This window comes from Pseudonocardia xinjiangensis, from assembly GCF_050948425.1.
GTDB classification, from domain to species: domain Bacteria; phylum Actinomycetota; class Actinomycetes; order Mycobacteriales; family Pseudonocardiaceae; genus Pseudonocardia; species Pseudonocardia xinjiangensis.
On record NZ_CP192009.1, the window covers coordinates 864,084 to 879,409 of the forward strand.

At 72.4% G+C, this 15,326-nt stretch carries 13 protein-coding genes; 3 read left to right on the forward strand and 10 right to left on the reverse strand.

The features are described from left to right. The first annotated feature begins 54 nt into the window (after positions 1-54). Both ACQPZA_RS04245 and ACQPZA_RS04250 read left to right on the forward strand, forming a co-directional pair. A complete protein-coding gene (locus tag ACQPZA_RS04245; RefSeq protein WP_211175213.1) occupies positions 55-810 on the forward strand; it encodes an isoprenyl transferase in 756 nt (251 codons plus the stop codon). Positions 811-1,266: 456 nt separating this feature from the next. After that, on the forward strand, positions 1,267-2,604 hold the full coding sequence (locus ACQPZA_RS04250; RefSeq protein ID WP_312859538.1) for a PhoH family protein: 1,338 nt from the start codon (positions 1,267-1,269) through the stop codon (positions 2,602-2,604). 90 nt (positions 2,605-2,694) lie between these two features. Here ACQPZA_RS04250 and ACQPZA_RS04255 read toward each other — a convergent pair whose 3' ends face one another. The 10 genes from ACQPZA_RS04255 to glpX form a co-directional block, all read right to left on the reverse strand. Continuing rightward, entirely contained in the window at positions 2,695-4,134 is a 1,440-nt protein-coding gene (locus ACQPZA_RS04255) for a GuaB1 family IMP dehydrogenase-related protein (protein WP_433278546.1), read from the reverse strand. 12 nt (positions 4,135-4,146) lie between these two features. Beyond that, positions 4,147-5,655, reverse strand: a complete 1,509-nt coding sequence (locus tag ACQPZA_RS04260) for an ATP-dependent DNA ligase (RefSeq protein ID WP_433278548.1) — start codon at positions 5,653-5,655, stop codon at positions 4,147-4,149. A 127-nt stretch (positions 5,656-5,782) separates the two neighbouring features. Next, complete coding sequence (locus ACQPZA_RS04265; RefSeq protein ID WP_169399875.1) at positions 5,783-6,775, reverse strand: ABC transporter ATP-binding protein; 993 nt, start codon at positions 6,773-6,775, stop codon at positions 5,783-5,785. Then, complete coding sequence (locus ACQPZA_RS04270) at positions 6,772-7,563, reverse strand: ABC transporter permease (protein WP_169399874.1); 792 nt, start codon at positions 7,561-7,563, stop codon at positions 6,772-6,774. The genes ACQPZA_RS04265 and ACQPZA_RS04270 overlap by 4 nt, the downstream gene beginning before the upstream one ends. After that, positions 7,560-8,462, reverse strand: a complete 903-nt coding sequence (locus tag ACQPZA_RS04275) for an ABC transporter permease (RefSeq protein WP_169399873.1) — start codon at positions 8,460-8,462, stop codon at positions 7,560-7,562. Before ACQPZA_RS04275 ends, ACQPZA_RS04270 begins: the two co-directional genes overlap by 4 nt. Positions 8,463-8,470: 8 nt before the next feature. Beyond that, positions 8,471-9,610: an ABC transporter substrate-binding protein gene (locus ACQPZA_RS04280; RefSeq protein WP_433278552.1), complete on the reverse strand. Its 1,140-nt coding sequence runs from the start codon at positions 9,608-9,610 to the stop codon at positions 8,471-8,473. 214 nt (positions 9,611-9,824) lie between these two features. Continuing rightward, positions 9,825-11,021: an EAL domain-containing protein gene (locus ACQPZA_RS04285; RefSeq protein WP_433278554.1), complete on the reverse strand. Its 1,197-nt coding sequence runs from the start codon at positions 11,019-11,021 to the stop codon at positions 9,825-9,827. A gap of 128 nt (positions 11,022-11,149) precedes the next feature. Next, the gene (locus ACQPZA_RS04290) at positions 11,150-12,556 is read right to left on the reverse strand and encodes a class II fumarate hydratase (protein ID WP_433278555.1); all 1,407 of its coding nucleotides are present in this window, start codon (positions 12,554-12,556) and stop codon (positions 11,150-11,152) included. A gap of 67 nt (positions 12,557-12,623) precedes the next feature. Next, complete coding sequence (locus tag ACQPZA_RS04295) at positions 12,624-13,268, reverse strand: L,D-transpeptidase (RefSeq protein WP_433278558.1); 645 nt, start codon at positions 13,266-13,268, stop codon at positions 12,624-12,626. A gap of 159 nt (positions 13,269-13,427) precedes the next feature. Continuing rightward, the gene (glpX, locus tag ACQPZA_RS04300) at positions 13,428-14,504 is read right to left on the reverse strand and encodes a class II fructose-bisphosphatase (protein ID WP_433278560.1); all 1,077 of its coding nucleotides are present in this window, start codon (positions 14,502-14,504) and stop codon (positions 13,428-13,430) included. 155 nt (positions 14,505-14,659) lie between these two features. Here glpX and ACQPZA_RS04305 point away from each other — a divergent pair, with 155 nt between their 5' ends. Beyond that, entirely contained in the window at positions 14,660-15,319 is a 660-nt protein-coding gene (locus ACQPZA_RS04305; protein WP_433278562.1) for a DUF4245 domain-containing protein, read from the forward strand. Positions 15,320-15,326: the final 7 nt, after the last annotated feature.

Below are 15,326 nucleotides of genomic sequence, written 5' to 3' on the forward strand. Positions count from 1 at the left end.
CAGGGGGCTGTGGCGCCGGGCGTACGCTGACGGCCCGTGGGCGTCCGTGACGTGCTGTACTCGCTGTACGAACGCAAGCTGAGCCACGAGTTGAGCAGGGGCACGGCGGCGAGACCGCGGCATGTCGCACTGATGCTCGACGGGAACCGGCGGTGGGCGCGCGGCGAGGGTTTCACCGACGTCAACGACGGCCACCGGGTCGGTGCCGCCAAGATCGTCGATCTGCTCGAGTGGTGCGACGAGGCCGGCGTCGAGGTCGTCACGCTGTGGCTGCTGTCGACCGACAACCTCAACCGGCCGGCGGACGAGCTCGAGCCGCTGCTCGAGATCATCACCAACGTCGTCGACGAGCTGAGCAGCCCCACCGCCCGGTGGCGGCTGCGGATCGTCGGGGCGCTGGAGATGCTCCCGGGCGACATGGCCCACCGGCTCACCGCCGCGGCGGCCCGCACGGTCGGACGCCCCGGCCTGGAGCTGAACATCGCCGTCGGCTACGGGGGGCGCCAGGAGATCGCCGACGCCGTCCGCAAGCTGCTGCTCCAGCACGCCGAGTCGGGCACCTCGATCGAGGAGCTGGCCGAGGTGCTGGACGTCGACCACATCGCGGCGCACCTGTACACCTCGGGCCAGCCGGACCCGGACCTGGTGATCCGCACGTCGGGCGAACAGCGGCTCTCCGGCTTCCTGCTGTGGCAGTCCGCTCACTCGGAGTTCTGGTTCTGCGAGGCGTACTGGCCCGCGTTCCGCCGAGTCGACTTCCTGCGCGCCCTGCGTGACTACGCGGCGCGCCACCGCCGCTTCGGTTCGTGACCTTCGCCCCGGTCTGTCACCGGCTCGAGCGACCTCCAAGTCCGGATAAACGGACAAATGCCGCAGCGTTGACGACAGGCGGTGTTCATTGGGCGATGAGCGGTAGTCCGTTCTGTTAATTCTCACTGCGAAGTCTCAGGCCGACACGCTGTTGCTGTTGACCGCACCCGGGTGACCGCCGGTAGCGTTCTCGTCAGCGGCCCGTACCCGATGCGGACCGCTCGGGAGGCCCTGGTCGTGGTGTCACTTGCACCCGAGGGGGCCGGCACCCGGCCCTCGCGGGCGTGGTCGGCGGCGAGCTCCAGGCCGTCGGGAACGCCCCGGCCAAGGCCCGCCGGCCCAACGGTGATGTGGGCGCGGTGTCGCGCTCACCAGGGAGCAATCGTCGGCCGTACCCCCGGTGTCGCCTCGAACGACCCGGGACTCGGCTGAGACGAGCGCTAGCGAGGAGCCTTCGTGACCGACCGTCGTACTGCCCCCGCTTCGCATTCCACCCGCTGCTACGTGCTCGACACCTCCGTGCTGCTGTCCGACCCGTGGTCGCTGACCCGGTTCGACGAGCACGAGGTCGTCCTGCCGCTAGTGGTGATTACCGAACTCGAGGGCAAGCGGCACCACCCGGAACTCGGGTGGTTCGCCCGCACGGCACTGCGCATGCTGGACGAGCTCCGCATCGAGTACGGCCGCCTGGACGCTCCGGTGCCGATCGGCACCGTGGGTGGCACCCTGCACGTCGAGCTCAACCACACGGACCCGGAGGTGCTCCCGGCCGGATTCCGTACCGACTCCAACGACAGCCGCATCCTCGCCTGCGCGCTGAACCTCGCCGCGGAGCGCAAGCTCGACGGCCGGGGTGAGGTCGTGCTCGTCAGCAAGGACATGCCGCTGCGCGTGAAGGCGGCCGCCGTCGGGCTGCAGGCCGACGAGTACCACGCGCTCGACGTGGTGCCGTCGGGCTGGACGGGGATGACCGACCTGGAGGTGACGTCCACCGATGTGGACGCCCTGTTCCGGGACGGCGTGATCGACCACGACGCTGCGCGCGACCTGCCGTGCAACACGGGCTTGCGGCTCACCGGCGGCGGTTCGGCCGCCCTGGGCCGGGTGACGTCCGACAAGCGCGTCCGCCTGATCCGCGGCGACCGCGAGGCCTTCGGGCTGCACGGGCGCTCGGCGGAGCAGCGCATCGCCCTGGACCTGCTGCTCGACCCCGAGATCGGGATCGTCTCCCTGGGTGGCCGGGCCGGCACCGGGAAGTCGGCGCTCGCGCTGTGCGCGGGGCTGGAGGCGGTGATGGAGCGCCAGCAGCACCGCAAGGTGGTCGTCTTCCGGCCGCTCTACGCCGTCGGCGGGCAGGAGCTGGGATACCTGCCCGGCAACGAGAGCGAGAAGATGGCGCCGTGGGCGCAGGCCGTCTTCGACACGCTCGGTGCGGTCGTCAGCCAGAACGTGCTCGAGGAGGTCATGGCCCGCGGCATGCTGGAGGTGCTGCCGCTCACGCACATCCGTGGGCGCTCGCTGCACGACAGCTTCGTGATCGTCGACGAGGCGCAGTCGCTGGAACGCAACGTGCTGCTCACGGTGCTCTCCCGGCTGGGCACGGCGTCCCGGGTGGTGCTCACCCATGACGTCGCGCAGCGCGACAACCTCCGCGTCGGGCGGCACGACGGCGTCGCGGCGGTGATCGAGAAGCTGAAGGGCCACCCGCTCTTCGCGCACGTCACGCTCACCCGCAGCGAGCGGAGCCCGATCGCCGCGCTGGTGACCGAGATGCTGGAGGGCCCGGCGGCGTAGCTCGTCACGGATTGCAGCAAAGCCACTTTCACGCAACTACGTTGCATGAAAGTGGCTTTGCTGCAACTCCCCGGGCGGGGGCGGGCCGGGTTACAGGCCGTGCGGGGTGCCTTCCGTGAAGCCGGCCGTGGTCTGCACGCCTACCATCGCGCGCTCGTGCAGCTCGTCGAGGGCGCGGGCGCCGGCGTAGGTGCACGCCGAGCGCACCCCGGAACAGATGCCGTCGAGGACGTCCTCGACGCCGGGGCGGGCGGGGTCGAGCAGCTGCCTGGAGCTCGAGATGCCCTCCTCGAACAGGGCCTTGCGGGCCCGGTCGAAGCTGCCGTCGCCGCGGGTGCGGGCACCGACCGCGCGCTTGGACGCCATCCCGAACGACTCCTTGTAGGGGCGGCCGTTCTCGTCGCGCAGCAGGTCGCCGGGTGACTCGTAGGTGCCGGCCAGCCAGGACCCGATCATCACGGCGGACGCGCCGGCGGCGAGGGCGAGCGCGACGTCGCGCGGGTGGCGCACGCCGCCGTCGGCCCAGATCCGGACGCCGTGGTCGCGCCCCGCAGCGGCGCATTCCAGCACCGCGGAGAACTGGGGGCGCCCCACGCCGGTCATCATCCGGGTGGTGCACATGGCACCGGGGCCCACGCCGACCTTGATGATGTCGGCACCCGCCTCGGCGAGGTCGCGCACACCCGTGGCCGTGACCACATTGCCTGCCACGATCGGTACCGCCGAGCCCGCGTCGGCGACGACCTTCCGGACGGCCCGCAAAGCGTCCAGCATCTTGTCCTGGTGACCGTGGGCGGTGTCGACGACCAGCACGTCGACGCCCGCCTCCAGCAGCGCCGCGGCCTTGACGGCGACGTCGCCGTTGATGCCGACCGCCGCCGCGGTGCGCAGCCGTCCCTGCGCGTCGAGCGTGGGGGAGTAGATCGCCGAGCGCAGGGCCCCGAGCCCGGTGAGCAGGCCCGCGAGGCGCCCGTCCGCGTCGAGGCCGAGGGCGACCCGCCGCGTGCCGAGCGCGTCGAACACCTCACGGGGCGGCGTGTCCATCGGCAGGGTGAGCGGCGAGGGGTCGAGCACGTCGCCCAGCCGCGTGAACCGGTCGACGCCGCCGCAGGCGGCCTCGTCGACCGTGCCGACCGGTCGGCCGTCCTCGTCGACCACGACGATCGCGCCGTGGGCGCGTTTGGACAGCAGGTTGAGCGCGTCCGCCACCGCGTCGGCGGCTGTGAGTACGAGCGGGGTGTCCCAGACGGGGTGCCGCTCCTTGATCCAGGCGACGATCTCGGCGACCGCGTCGGAAGCGACGTCCTGCGGCAGCACGGTGAGCGCTCCCCGGCGGGCCAGGGTCTCGGCCATCCGCCTGCCCGCGACCGCGGTCATGTTGGCCGCGACGACCGGGACCGTGGCGCCGGAGCCGTCGGCGGTGGTGAGGTCGACGTCGAACCGCGAGGCCACGGATGACCGGCCCGGAACGAGGAAGACGTCGTCATAGGTCAGGTCGTGGGACGGCTGCTGGCCATCGAGGAAGCGCACGGTAAGAGGATTCTACTCGCGCAACAGGCTGCGCACCGCGTCGATCGTGTCGGCCTCCGCTGGGGTCTTGTCCGGCCGGTAGCGCAGCACCCTGGCGAACCGCAGCGCGACGCCGCCCGGGTAGCGGGGGCTGCGCTGGGCGCCGTCGAGCTCGATCTCGACCACGAGCTCGGGCCGCAGCAGGACCACGTGGTCGGACCGCTCCCGAGCCAGGGCGGGGAACGTGCTGGTCTGCCAGGCGAGCAGCTCGTCGGTCATGCCCTTGAAGGTCTTGCCGACCATGATCGGCTCGCCGCCGTCGGGATCGCGGGCGCCGAGGTGGATGTTGGAGAGCTGCCGGGAGCGGCGGCCGTGGCCCCACTCCGCGCCGAGCACCACGAGGTCGAGCGTGTGCACCGGCTTGACCTTCTGCCACGCCCGGCCCCGACGGCCCGCGGCGTACGGCGCGTCGAGCGATTTGACCATGACGCCTTCGTGGCCTGCGGCGATCGCCTCGTCGAGCAGTGCGGCGGCCTCCTCCGGGGTGGGGGAGAGCAGGCCCGGCATGCGGTGGGCGCCGACCGCGGCGGCGAGGGCGTCGAGCCGCTGGGAGAGTGGCGCGTCGAGCAGGTCGGTGCCGTCGAGGTGCAGGCAGTCGAAGAAGAACGGCTGCAGCAGCAGCTCGCCCGCCGCCGCGCCGAACCGGCTCATCGTCTCCTGGAACGGGCGGGGGCCGCCGTCGTCGCGCAGCGCGAGCGTCTCCCCGTCGAGCACCACGGAACGGCACGGCAGGGCGCGCACCAGCTCGACCAGCTCGGGGACGCTCGGCGTGATCTCGCGCAGCGTGCGCGTCCACACCCGAACGTCGGCGCCGTCGCGATGGACCTGGATGCGGGCGCCGTCGAGCTTGTACTCGACGCTCGCGCGGGGCCCGATCTCTGCCAGCGCGGCGTCGAGCGCCTCGGCGGGCGAGGCCAGCATGGGCCGCACCGGCCTGCCGACCTGCAGCGTGACGGCGTCGAGGCCCGCGACGCCCTCGGTGAGCGCGAGCCGGGCGGTGTCGGGGAGCCGCCCGGAGAGCATGAAGGCGCGCCGGACCGCTGCCGCGGGGACCTCGGCAGCCGCGGCGACGGACTCCAGCATGACGCCCTCCAGCGCGCCCTGGCGCAGCTCGCCGGTGAGCAACCGGCGCAGGAACGCCTGCTCATCGGCGGTGGCGGCGCCGAACAGCTCTGCGAGCAGCGCGGCTCGCCGGGCCGTGGAGCCGGCCCCCGTGGTGGCGGCGAGGGCGTCGAGGGCGGCCTCGACCGCAGCCACCTCCAGCCGCGGCTCGGCGGCGGGCGCGGCGTCGATCCCGGCGAGCGTGCGCCAGCCGATGCCGAGGCGGCTCTGGCGGGGCTCGCCCGCCAGCCAGGCGGTGGCGGGCTCGACCTCGTGGGGCGCCGCGCTACGCAGGAGGGCGGCCAGCGTGGCCGTCTTCGCCGTGCGGGAGCGCGTGGCCCCGACCGCGGCGGAGGCGGAGACGACGTCGGCGAGCAGCACGGACCCATCCTGGCAGCGCACACCGACACTCGCCGGTGCGCGCGGGGCCTCCCCGTGGTTCAGGAAAGCCACTTTCCTGCCCGCAGAGGGCCTGAAAGTGGCTTTCCTGAACTTTGGGTGGGGACTCCTACGGGGCCAGGGTGACCGTCGTCGGTTCTCCTGCTGCCGGGAGGTCGGGCCGGCTCGTGACGTCGACGATCAGCTCGCCGACCTCGGTGGTGACCACGAGCCGGGTGACCGCACCGAGGAACGTGCTCGTGAGCACGGTGCCGGACAGCCCGTCCGGGTCGCCGACGGTGAGCCCCTCCGGGCGCACCTGACGCGTGTCCGCGCCGGGCCGGATCCGGCCGTCCTCGACGGGGACGTGGTTGGTGACCCCGACGAACTCGGCGACGAACTCGGTGGCCGGCCGGGTGTACACCTCCTGCGGGGTGTCCACCTGCTCGAGGCGTCCCTTGTTGAGCACGGCCACGCGGTCCGCCACGGCGAGCGCCTCCGCCTGGTCGTGCGTGACGAAGAGCGTGGTGATGCCCTCGGCCAGCTGCACGCGCCGGATCTCGTCGCGCAGCTGGACGCGCACCCGCGCGTCGAGTGCCGAGAGCGGCTCGTCGAGCAGCAGCACCGACGGCGAGACGGCCAGCGCCCGGGCCAGCGCCACGCGCTGCTGCTGGCCCCCGGACATCTCGTGCGGGTACGAACCGCCCCGGTCGCCGAGCCCCACGACCTCGAGCAGCTCGGCCGCCCGGCGCGCCCGCTCCGCCGCGCCCACACGGCGCATGCGCAGCCCGAACGCCACGTTCTCCGCGGCCGTCATCGTCGGGAACAGGCTGTAGGCCTGGAACACCATGCCGGTGTCACGCTTCGACGCCGGGATGCCGGTGACGTCCTTGCCACCGATCAGCACCTGGCCCGATGTAGGGGTGTCGAAGCCGGCCAGCAGCCGCAGCGCGGTGGTCTTCCCGCATCCGGACGGCCCCAGCAACGCGAGCAGCTCACCGGGCTTCAGCGCCAGGTCGAGCCCGTCGAGGGCGTGGGCGCTGCCGTAGGTGCGCCGCAGGGCACGGAACTCCACGGCGGTGCCGCGTTCCGTCGCCTGTGGTGCAGTGATGACGTCGGTCATGCGGAGGTCCTCCTCGAACGGGTGCGGCCGCCACCGGCGAACGACACCGCCAGCAGCAGCACCCAGGTGAACAGCAGGCTGGCCAGTGACAACGCCACCGAGACGCCCGCGGCGCTGCGCCCCACCTCGACGACGGCGATGGGGAACGTGTCGGTGTAGAGCAGGATGCGGGCGATGACGATCTCGCCGAGCACCAGGGCGAGGGTCAGGAACGCGGCGCCGAGGACGGCGGTGCGGATGGCCGGCAGGACCACGCGCACCAGCGCCGACGGCAGGCCCGCGCCCAGGTTGCGGGCCGCCTCCACGAGTGTGCGCAGCGGGATGGCGGCGAGCCCGTTGTCCACCGCCCGATAGGCGAAGGGGAGCGCGAGCACCACGTAGAACGGGGTGAGCGCGGTGGTGGACGAGGCGAACAGGGTGCGGAACACCGGGCCGCCGAGGTTGGCCTGCACGAACGCGATGCCGGCCGCCATCACGACCGGCGGGACGACGATCGGCAGGATCGTGGCGCTCTCCAGCAACCCGGCCACCGAGGGGAAGCGCAGCCGTACCCACACCGCTGTGGGCACCACCAGCACGAGCACCACCACGGCGGTGAGCACGGCGATCTGCAGCGACGTGAGCAGCGAGGTGAGCAGCACGTCGTCGTGGGCGATCGCCAGGTAGTTGCCCAGCCCGTAGCCACCGCCCGGGACGCGGAGGCTGAACTCGGCTGCCGACAGCAGCGGCACCAGGAAGTAGATCGCCGCGATCGTGAGGACGACGACGCGCCAGCGCCGCCGCCTCACCGTGAGCTCCAGCGGGCGGCCCGGCGCTGCAGGAACAGGTAGCCGACCATCACGACCGCGATCACGACCACCATGTCGAAGCCGAGCGCGAGCCCGACGTTCTGCTGGTTGGCGAGCACGTTGCCCGACAGCGCGGACGCGATCGCGGTGGGCAGCAGCGGGATCGAGCCGCTGGTGAGCGCCAGCGCGGTGGCGTAGGCCGCGAAGGCGTTGCCGAACAGCACGAGCGTCGCCCCGCCCAGCGCGGGAGCGAGCACCGGGAACGCGACGTGGCGCCAGTACGTCCACGCCGACGCGCCGAGGTTCTCCGCCGCCTCGCGCCACTGTGGGAGCAGCCCTTCGAGAGCCGGCGTGATCAGGATGACCATCAGCGGCACCTGGAAGTAGACGTAGGTGAGACCCAGGCCGGTCAGCGAGTCGATCCGGAAGCCACCCGCGTAGAGGTCGATGCCGATGCCGCGCAGGAAGACCGTGGCGAGCCCGGTCTGGCCGAGCGCGGCGATGAAGGCGAAGGCGAGCGGCACGCCACCGAAGTAGGCGAGCACGCCGGACGCCGTGGCGACGATCCGGCGCAACGGGCTGTCGGGACGCCCGATGAGCACGGCCTGGGCGAGGAACGTGCCGAACACGGCGCCGATCACGGCCGTGACGGCCGAGAGCACCAGGCTCGACAGGAACGCCGCCCGGTACTGCGGCTCGGTGATCGAGGCGAGCACGTTGGCCGCGGTGGGGCGCCCGTCCGGGTCGGAGAAGGCACCGCTGATCACGAAGAAGAGCGGGCCGCCGAGGAACACGAGCATGTAGCCCAGGAACGGCAGCAGCCCCAGCGCCGCCGCCCAGGAACGGGTGGATCGCACCCGTTCCGGGGGAGCGGCGGGAGCCTCGAGCAGTGCGGTCATCTCTGCTCCTAGGAGGTGGCCCCGGACCAGCCCTCGGCGACGATCTTCTGTGCCGCGTCGGTCTGGGCCTGCGTCGGGAACTTCGGCTCACCGCTCACCGGCGGCAGGGCCGCGGCGAGGTCCTTGTCGACGGTGCCGGCGTCCGTCATCGCCTGCAGCCGCACCGGGCGGGCCTTGCCGGCCAGCCAGAGGTTCTGGCCCTCGTCGGAGTAGAGGAACTCCTGCCAGAGCCGGGCCGCGGCGGGGTGCGGCGCGTTCTTGTTGATCGCCTGCGTGTAGTACTGCGCGAAGAGACCGTCCGACGGGACGGCGACCTTCCACTCGAACGACGCCTTGACCTTCTCGGCCTGCGCGACGTTCAGGTAGTCCCAGTCGAGGACGATCGGGGTCTGTCCACTCTCGACGGTGGCCGGGGTCGGGTCGACCTTGAGGAGGTTGCCGCCCTTGGCGAGCTTGCTCCAGTACGCGACGCCGGGGGAGATGTCGTCGAGCGAGCCGCCGTTGGCCAGCGCTGCCGCCCAGACACCCGCGAAGGCCGCCGCGGCCTGCGTGGGGTCACCGTTGAGCGCGACCTTGCCCGCGTAGTCCGGCTTGGCGAGGTCGGCGAAGGTGGTGGGGCAGACCGGCACCAGCTTCGCGTTGCAGCCGATGGACATGAAGCCGCCGTAGTCGTTGACCCAGGCGCCCCCGGCGTCCTTGTTGCCGGCCGGGATGGAGTCCCAGGTCTGCACCTGGTACGGCGCGAAGAGCGGGGTGTTGCCGGTGGCGAAGGACTGCCCGAGGTCGAGCACGTCGGGCGCCCGGTCCTGGGTGCCCAGCTGCTGGACGGCGTTGATCTCGTCCTGGCTGCTCCCCTCGGGGTTCGCCGAGTTGACCTTGATGCCGTACTTGTCGCCGAAGGTCTTGATGATGGCGCCGTAGTTCGCCCAGTCGGGCGGCAGTGCGATGACGTTGAGCTGGCCCTCGGCCTTGGCGGCGGCGACGAGGGCGTCGAACCCTCCGCCTGCCTGGGCCGACGCGGCAGTGGCCCAGCCGGTGCCGCCGCCCGCGGCGTCCGTGCTGGCCGAGCCGCCTGAGCTCACGCATCCGGCCGCGCTCAACGCCAGCGCGGCGCCGATCGCGGCCACCAGTACGCGGCGTGCGGTCATGGGGAGCTCCTTCTTTACTGACTGACTGGTTCACCCGATGGAGACGCCGCAGCCTGCACTGTTGACATTTCGGCCGTGTGGCGATCACCCGTCCGGGGAATGTAGCGGCGGATACAGCCCGATTGCGAGAGCCGTCCCGTCCGGTATCCCGTCGTGACCTGGCGAAGCCGGACGTGCGGAGGGGGCGGCCCGGCGACGGCGGCCCGGGCCGTGGTCAGGCGGCGGACGGGTTCCCGGTGGCTTCCTGCAGCAGGTCGGTGACCCGCACGATCCCGCTGCAGACGCGGCTCGCGTCGAGCAGCACGAGGTCGTCGTAGCTGCGGCTGCGGTCACCGGAGAGACAGAACTTCAGCGCGCTGCGCACGTCCGTGGTGGCGGGGATCGTGCGCGGCTCCTCCGCGAGCGCGATCGCAGGCCGGTTGGCGTACAGGGCGCGGCCGAACGGGCCCGAGATGGCCAGCATGAACCGGTTGCGGTCGAGGAAGCCGGTGGGCTGCCCGTTCGGGTCGAGCAGGACGACGCTGCCCGTCTGCGGGTGGTCGGCGAGCGCCTGGCGCACCTTCTCGGCGGTCACCGACTCCGGCAGCGCCACCGCGGCCTGCGCGAGATCGGCCACGGACTGACGTGGCCGCTGCTGCTCGAGGGGCGCGGTCTCCGGGCCGCCCGGCGGTGGCTGCGGGGCCCGGGACCGGGGCATGAGCTCCACCGGGAGCAGGATCCCGCTCGTCGACGGGCGCCTGCGCGGTTCGGCGAGCAGCGGTCCCTGGGCCCAGGGGATGCCGTGGTCGCGCACGGCGGCGAGCTGCTCCGGCGTGCTGACGCCGGTGGCGGACACCCGCACGCCGACCACGCGGCACACGTCGAGCAGGGCCGACACCACGGCACGCGCGCGCGGTGCGTGCGGCATCCGCGCCACCAGTGCCGGGTCGATCTTGACGAGGTCCGGTTCGAGCTCGGCGATGAGATCGAGCCCGAAGCCCCGGCTGACCGCGTCGAAGCCGATGCCGAAACCGTCGGCCCGCAGCTCGGCGACCCCCTCGGCGAGGGCGTCGGGCGGCGCGGCCGACAGCGCGGGGTTGATCTCCAGCAGGATCGGCGGGGTGAACCCCGCGGGGTCACGGTTGCGGAGCGAGGTGCGCACCTGCGCCACGCGCCGCCTGGCCGCCACCACCGTGTCGGCCAGGACGTCCACGTGCAGCGGCACCGTCGCGTCGTACTCCGTGCCGTACAGCACCGAGGCGATCGCGATGCCCGAGTCGAACTCCGCGAGCTGCCGGGTGCCCCACACGGACTGGCGGGCGACCACCTCGATCTGGTCACGCGCCTGGCAGCGGCGCACCTCCATGCCCACCGGGCGGCCGTTCACGAGGTTCAGCAGCGGCTCGAACGTGAACCTGCCGTAGTCGCTCACCAGGTTCTCCCTCCGCTACTTGCCTCCGCATGCAATCACGTGGCGTAGCGAGAAGGGTGAACATCGGGTGAATCATCACGCAGCGCGACGAGCTTCGAGCCGTGTGGGTGATACCTCCCCCTGCGGCGTCAGGACGTCTTGCTGCCGCGGGCCATCGTCAGGACGTCGAGAGCGGCGTCGAGCTGGTCGCCCGTGAGCTTGCCCGACTCGACGTGCCCGCGCTCCAGCACCACCTCACGGATCGTCTTGCGCTCCTTCAGCGACTGCTTGGCGATCGACGCCGCCTCCTCGTAGCCGAGGTAGCGGTTGAGTGGCGTGACCACGGAGGGCGACGACTCCGCGAACTCCCGGGCCCGGTCCACGTCGGCCTCGGCGCCGGCCACCACCTTGTCGGCGAGCAGGCGGGCCGCGGCGGCGAGCAGGCGTGCCGACTCCAGCACGTTGCGCGCCATCACCGGCATCATCACGTTCAGCTGGAGGTTGCCCTGGCTGCCCGAGAAGGCGACGGTGGCGTCGTTGCCGATCACCTGGGCGGCCACCATCATCGTGGCCTCGCAGATCACCGGGTTGACCTTCCCCGGCATGATCGAGCTGCCCGGCTGCAGGTCCGGCAGGTGCAGCTCGGCGAGACCGGTGCGCGGGCCCGACCCGAGCCAGCGGATGTCGTTGGCGATCTTGAACAGCGACACGGCGACGCCACGGAGCGCACCGGAGGCCTCCACGAGCCCGTCGCGCGCGCCCTGGGCCTCCATGTGGTCGCCCGCCTCGGACAGCGCGTCGAGCCCGGTGGCCGCCTTGAGCTCCTCGACGACCGCGCCGCCGAACCCGTCGGGCGCGTTGAGGCCGGTGCCCACCGCGGTACCGCCGATGGGCAGCTGACCGAGCCGGGGCAGCGTGTCGCGCAACCGGGCGGCGCCGTACTCGGCCTGCGTCGCCCAGCCGCCGGCCTCCTGGCCGAGGGTGATCGGCACGGCGTCCATCAGGTGGGTGCGCCCGGCCTTGACGACCTCGGCCCAGTCCTCGGCGCGCCGGCGCAGCGTGGCCGCGAGGTGCTCCAGTGCCGGGATGACGTCGGTGCTGAGTGCCTCGGTGGCCGCGAGGTGGATCGTCGTCGGGAACACGTCGTTGGACGACTGCGACGCGTTGACGTGGTCGTTCGGGTGCACCTCGACGCCGGCCCCGGCCGCGACCGAGGCGATCACCTCGTTGGCGTTCATGTTGGAGCTGGTGCCCGAGCCGGTCTGGAACACGTCGACGGGGAAGTGGGCGTCGTGCTTCCCCGCGGCCATCTCGTCGGCGGCAGCGGCGATGGCCTCGGCGAGCTCGGGTGCGAGGACCCCGATGCGCCCGTTGACGCGCGCGGCGGCGCCCTTGACCAGGCCCAGCGCGCGGATCTGGGCCCGCTCGAGGCCCCGGCCGGAGATGGGGAAGTTCTCGACGGCACGCTGGGTCTGAGCCCGCCACAGCGCGTCGGCGGGCACCTTCACCTCGCCCATCGTGTCGTGTTCGATGCGGAAGCCGGCGTCGTCGCTCATGTGGCCCAGTCTTCTCGTACCGGTAGGGACGCGCAGCGGAGAGTGCTCCACGGCACCGAACGGGCCGCTAGCGCACCACCTGCACGACGTCACCGACACCCAGGTTGCCGAAGAACTTCTGCGCGGCGGCGCGCGAGAGGTGGATGCAGCCGTGCGAGAGCTGCTTCAGGCTGCCCTGGTGGAAGGCGATGCCGCCGTTGAAGAACACCGAGTACGGCATCGGGGCGTTGTCGTAGATCGAGCTGCGGTGGTTGATGTTCTTGAACGAGACCTTGAAGGTGCCGGGCGGTGTGCGGTAGCCGGCGCGGCCGTGGGTGATCGCGACGGGGCCGTACTGCACGGCACCGCCACTGATCAGCCAGGCGCGGTTGGCCGACAGGTCGACGCAGGCGTCGGCGGTGGACATGCAGGGGGTGCCGGGCACCGCGCGCGGCTTCACGGGGACGGCCGCGGGGGCAGGACGAGGCGGGGCTGCCGGTGCGGCGACGGGGGCGGGGGCAGCTGCCGGTGCCGGAGCGACGGCCTGTGCGGCCGGGGGAGCGACGGCGTCCCGCTGCACGACGGCCCCGGCGGTGGAGACGGAGTTGGCGGGCACCATGAGGGCCGCCGAGACGATCGCGACGCTGGTGGGCGCGGTGCCGGCCGCCGCGCCGCTGAGCAGGGCCGTGAGGACCACCGCCCCGATGATCCCCAACAGCTTCAGCGCGCGCATGCCGAACTCCCGTGCTCGATACCCCAGCTGACCGGCCGTAGGCCCCCGTGCGCACCCCAGCGCGGCCGGTCCATTGAGCATCGGTCGTCGGCCCGGCCTGATCAAGCCTGGGGGTGCGAGTGCCTGCTCACGATTCCATTACGGAATGCATTGTTTCAGCTACGGAAGAGGAGGGGCAGAGTGCTCGACGGCGGCGAGCTGCTCATCGGACAGGTCGAAGTCCACTGAGGAGTACTCGCGCAGCTTGGTCAGCCGGTGGTAGCCGTCGATCATCCGGACGGTGCCGGACTTCGACCGCATCACGATCGACTGCGTGGTGCAGCCACCTGCGCGGTAGTGCACGCCGCGCAGCAGGTCGCCGTCGGTGATGCCGGTGGCGCAGAAGAACACGTTGTCGCCGCGCACGAGATCGTCCGTGGTGAGCACCCGGTCCAGGTCGTGGCCCGCGTCGACGGCCTTGGCGCGCTCCTCGTCGTCGGTGGGCCAGAGCCTGCCCTGCATCGCGCCGCCCATGCACTTCATCGCGGCCGCCGTGATGATGCCCTCCGGCGTGCCGCCGATGCCGTAGAGCAGGTCGACGCCGGTGTTGGGGCGGGCGGCGGAGATCGCGCCTGCCACGTCGCCGTCGGAGATGAAGTGGATGCGCGCGCCCGTGCGCCGGATCTCCTTCACCAGCGACTCGTGGCGCGGCCGGTCGAGCACGCACACCGTGACGTCGGTGACGTCGAGGTGCTTGGCCCCCGCGACACGGCGGATGTTCTCCCCCACCGGGACGGTGATGTCGATGACGTCCGCGGCCTCGGGGCCCACCGCGAGCTTCTCCATGTAGAACACGGCCGACGGGTCGAACATCGCGCCGCGTTCGGCCACGGCGAGCACGGCGACCGAGTTGGGCATGCCCTTCGCCATCAGCGTGGTGCCGTCGATCGGGTCGACGGCGACGTCGCACCACGGGCCCTCGCCGTTGCCGACCTCCTCGCCGTTGAACAGCATGGGCGCCTCGTCCTTCTCGCCCTCGCCGATCACGACGACGCCGCGCATCGACACGCTGCCGATGAGCTGGCGCATGGCGTCGACGGCCGCACCGTCGCCGCCGTTCTTGTCGCCACGGCCGACCCACCGCCCGGCGGCCATGGCCGCGGCCTCGGTGACGCGGACGAGCTCCATCGCCAGGTTGCGGTCGGGCGCCTCTCGACGCCGTTCGCGCCCGGTGGTCCCGTTCTCCGAAGGACTCATCTGCGGCTCCTCCTCCCGATGGCGAGCACGTGCGGTGCCCGGTGGGGCCGTTGGGATCGGTCCTGATCCTGACAGATCGGCCTCCCCAACGGTGGTCAAGGCGCCGGAAAGCGGCGCAGCTGAGACGATGCGCACGTGCTGGGACGATGGGTGCCGTGACCACCGAGCCGAACCCGCCGCCGCGGCCGACCGGCCGCCCCGACCCCGGCCCGCCGTCGAAGCCGCCGCGGTCGGCGATGACCATGCGCGACATGCTCGTGGCGCTGGGCGTGCTGATCGCCGTGGTGATCGCCATCGGCGGGCTGCAGGGATCGTGGTCGTTCGCCCCCGCCGGCCCGTCGGTCGACCCCGCCGCGGTCCCGGTCGTCGATGCTCCTGCCGAACTGCGCGAGCTCGCGCCGCTGGTGCCGTTCGCCGTGCGGATCCCGGCGGTGCCGCCGGACTGGCGGTCGAACTCCGTGGACCAGGACCCCGTCGACGGGGGCGGCCGGGCCGTGCGCACCGGCTACATCACCCCGGACGGCCGCTACGTGAGCCTGCTGCAGAGCGACGCGTCCGAGCAGGCGCTGCTGGCCGGCGAGACCGGCAAGGTAGCCGTGCCGGGACGCGGCCCGGTCGACGTCGACGGGCAGCAGTGGGTCGCCTACGGCGGGCAGGGCACGTCGGGCGGGCGGGACGAGCCGATCTGGATCACCGAGGTCCCGACGCCGAACGGCGCGCCGGTACGGATGCTGATCACGGGCAGCGGAAGCGACGAGTCGTTCCGCACGCTGGCCGAAGCAGCACAGACGAGCACCCCAATCCCTCCCCGCTGAGCGGCCC

Excerpts from the sequence above, each read along its gene's own strand:
- ACQPZA_RS04265 (WP_169399875.1), bottom strand. The coding sequence starts at position 6,775 with ATGACCGACGTCATCACTGCACCACAGGCGACGGAACGCGGCACCGCC.
- ACQPZA_RS04275 (WP_169399873.1), bottom strand. The coding sequence starts at position 8,462 with ATGACCGCACTGCTCGAGGCTCCCGCCGCTCCCCCGGAACGGGTGCGA.
- ACQPZA_RS04280 (WP_433278552.1), bottom strand. The coding sequence starts at position 9,610 with ATGACCGCACGCCGCGTACTGGTGGCCGCGATCGGCGCCGCGCTGGCG.
- ACQPZA_RS04290 (WP_433278555.1), bottom strand. The coding sequence starts at position 12,556 with ATGAGCGACGACGCCGGCTTCCGCATCGAACACGACACGATGGGCGAG.
- ACQPZA_RS04295 (WP_433278558.1), bottom strand. The coding sequence starts at position 13,268 with ATGCGCGCGCTGAAGCTGTTGGGGATCATCGGGGCGGTGGTCCTCACG.
- glpX (WP_433278560.1), bottom strand. The coding sequence starts at position 14,504 with ATGAGTCCTTCGGAGAACGGGACCACCGGGCGCGAACGGCGTCGAGAG.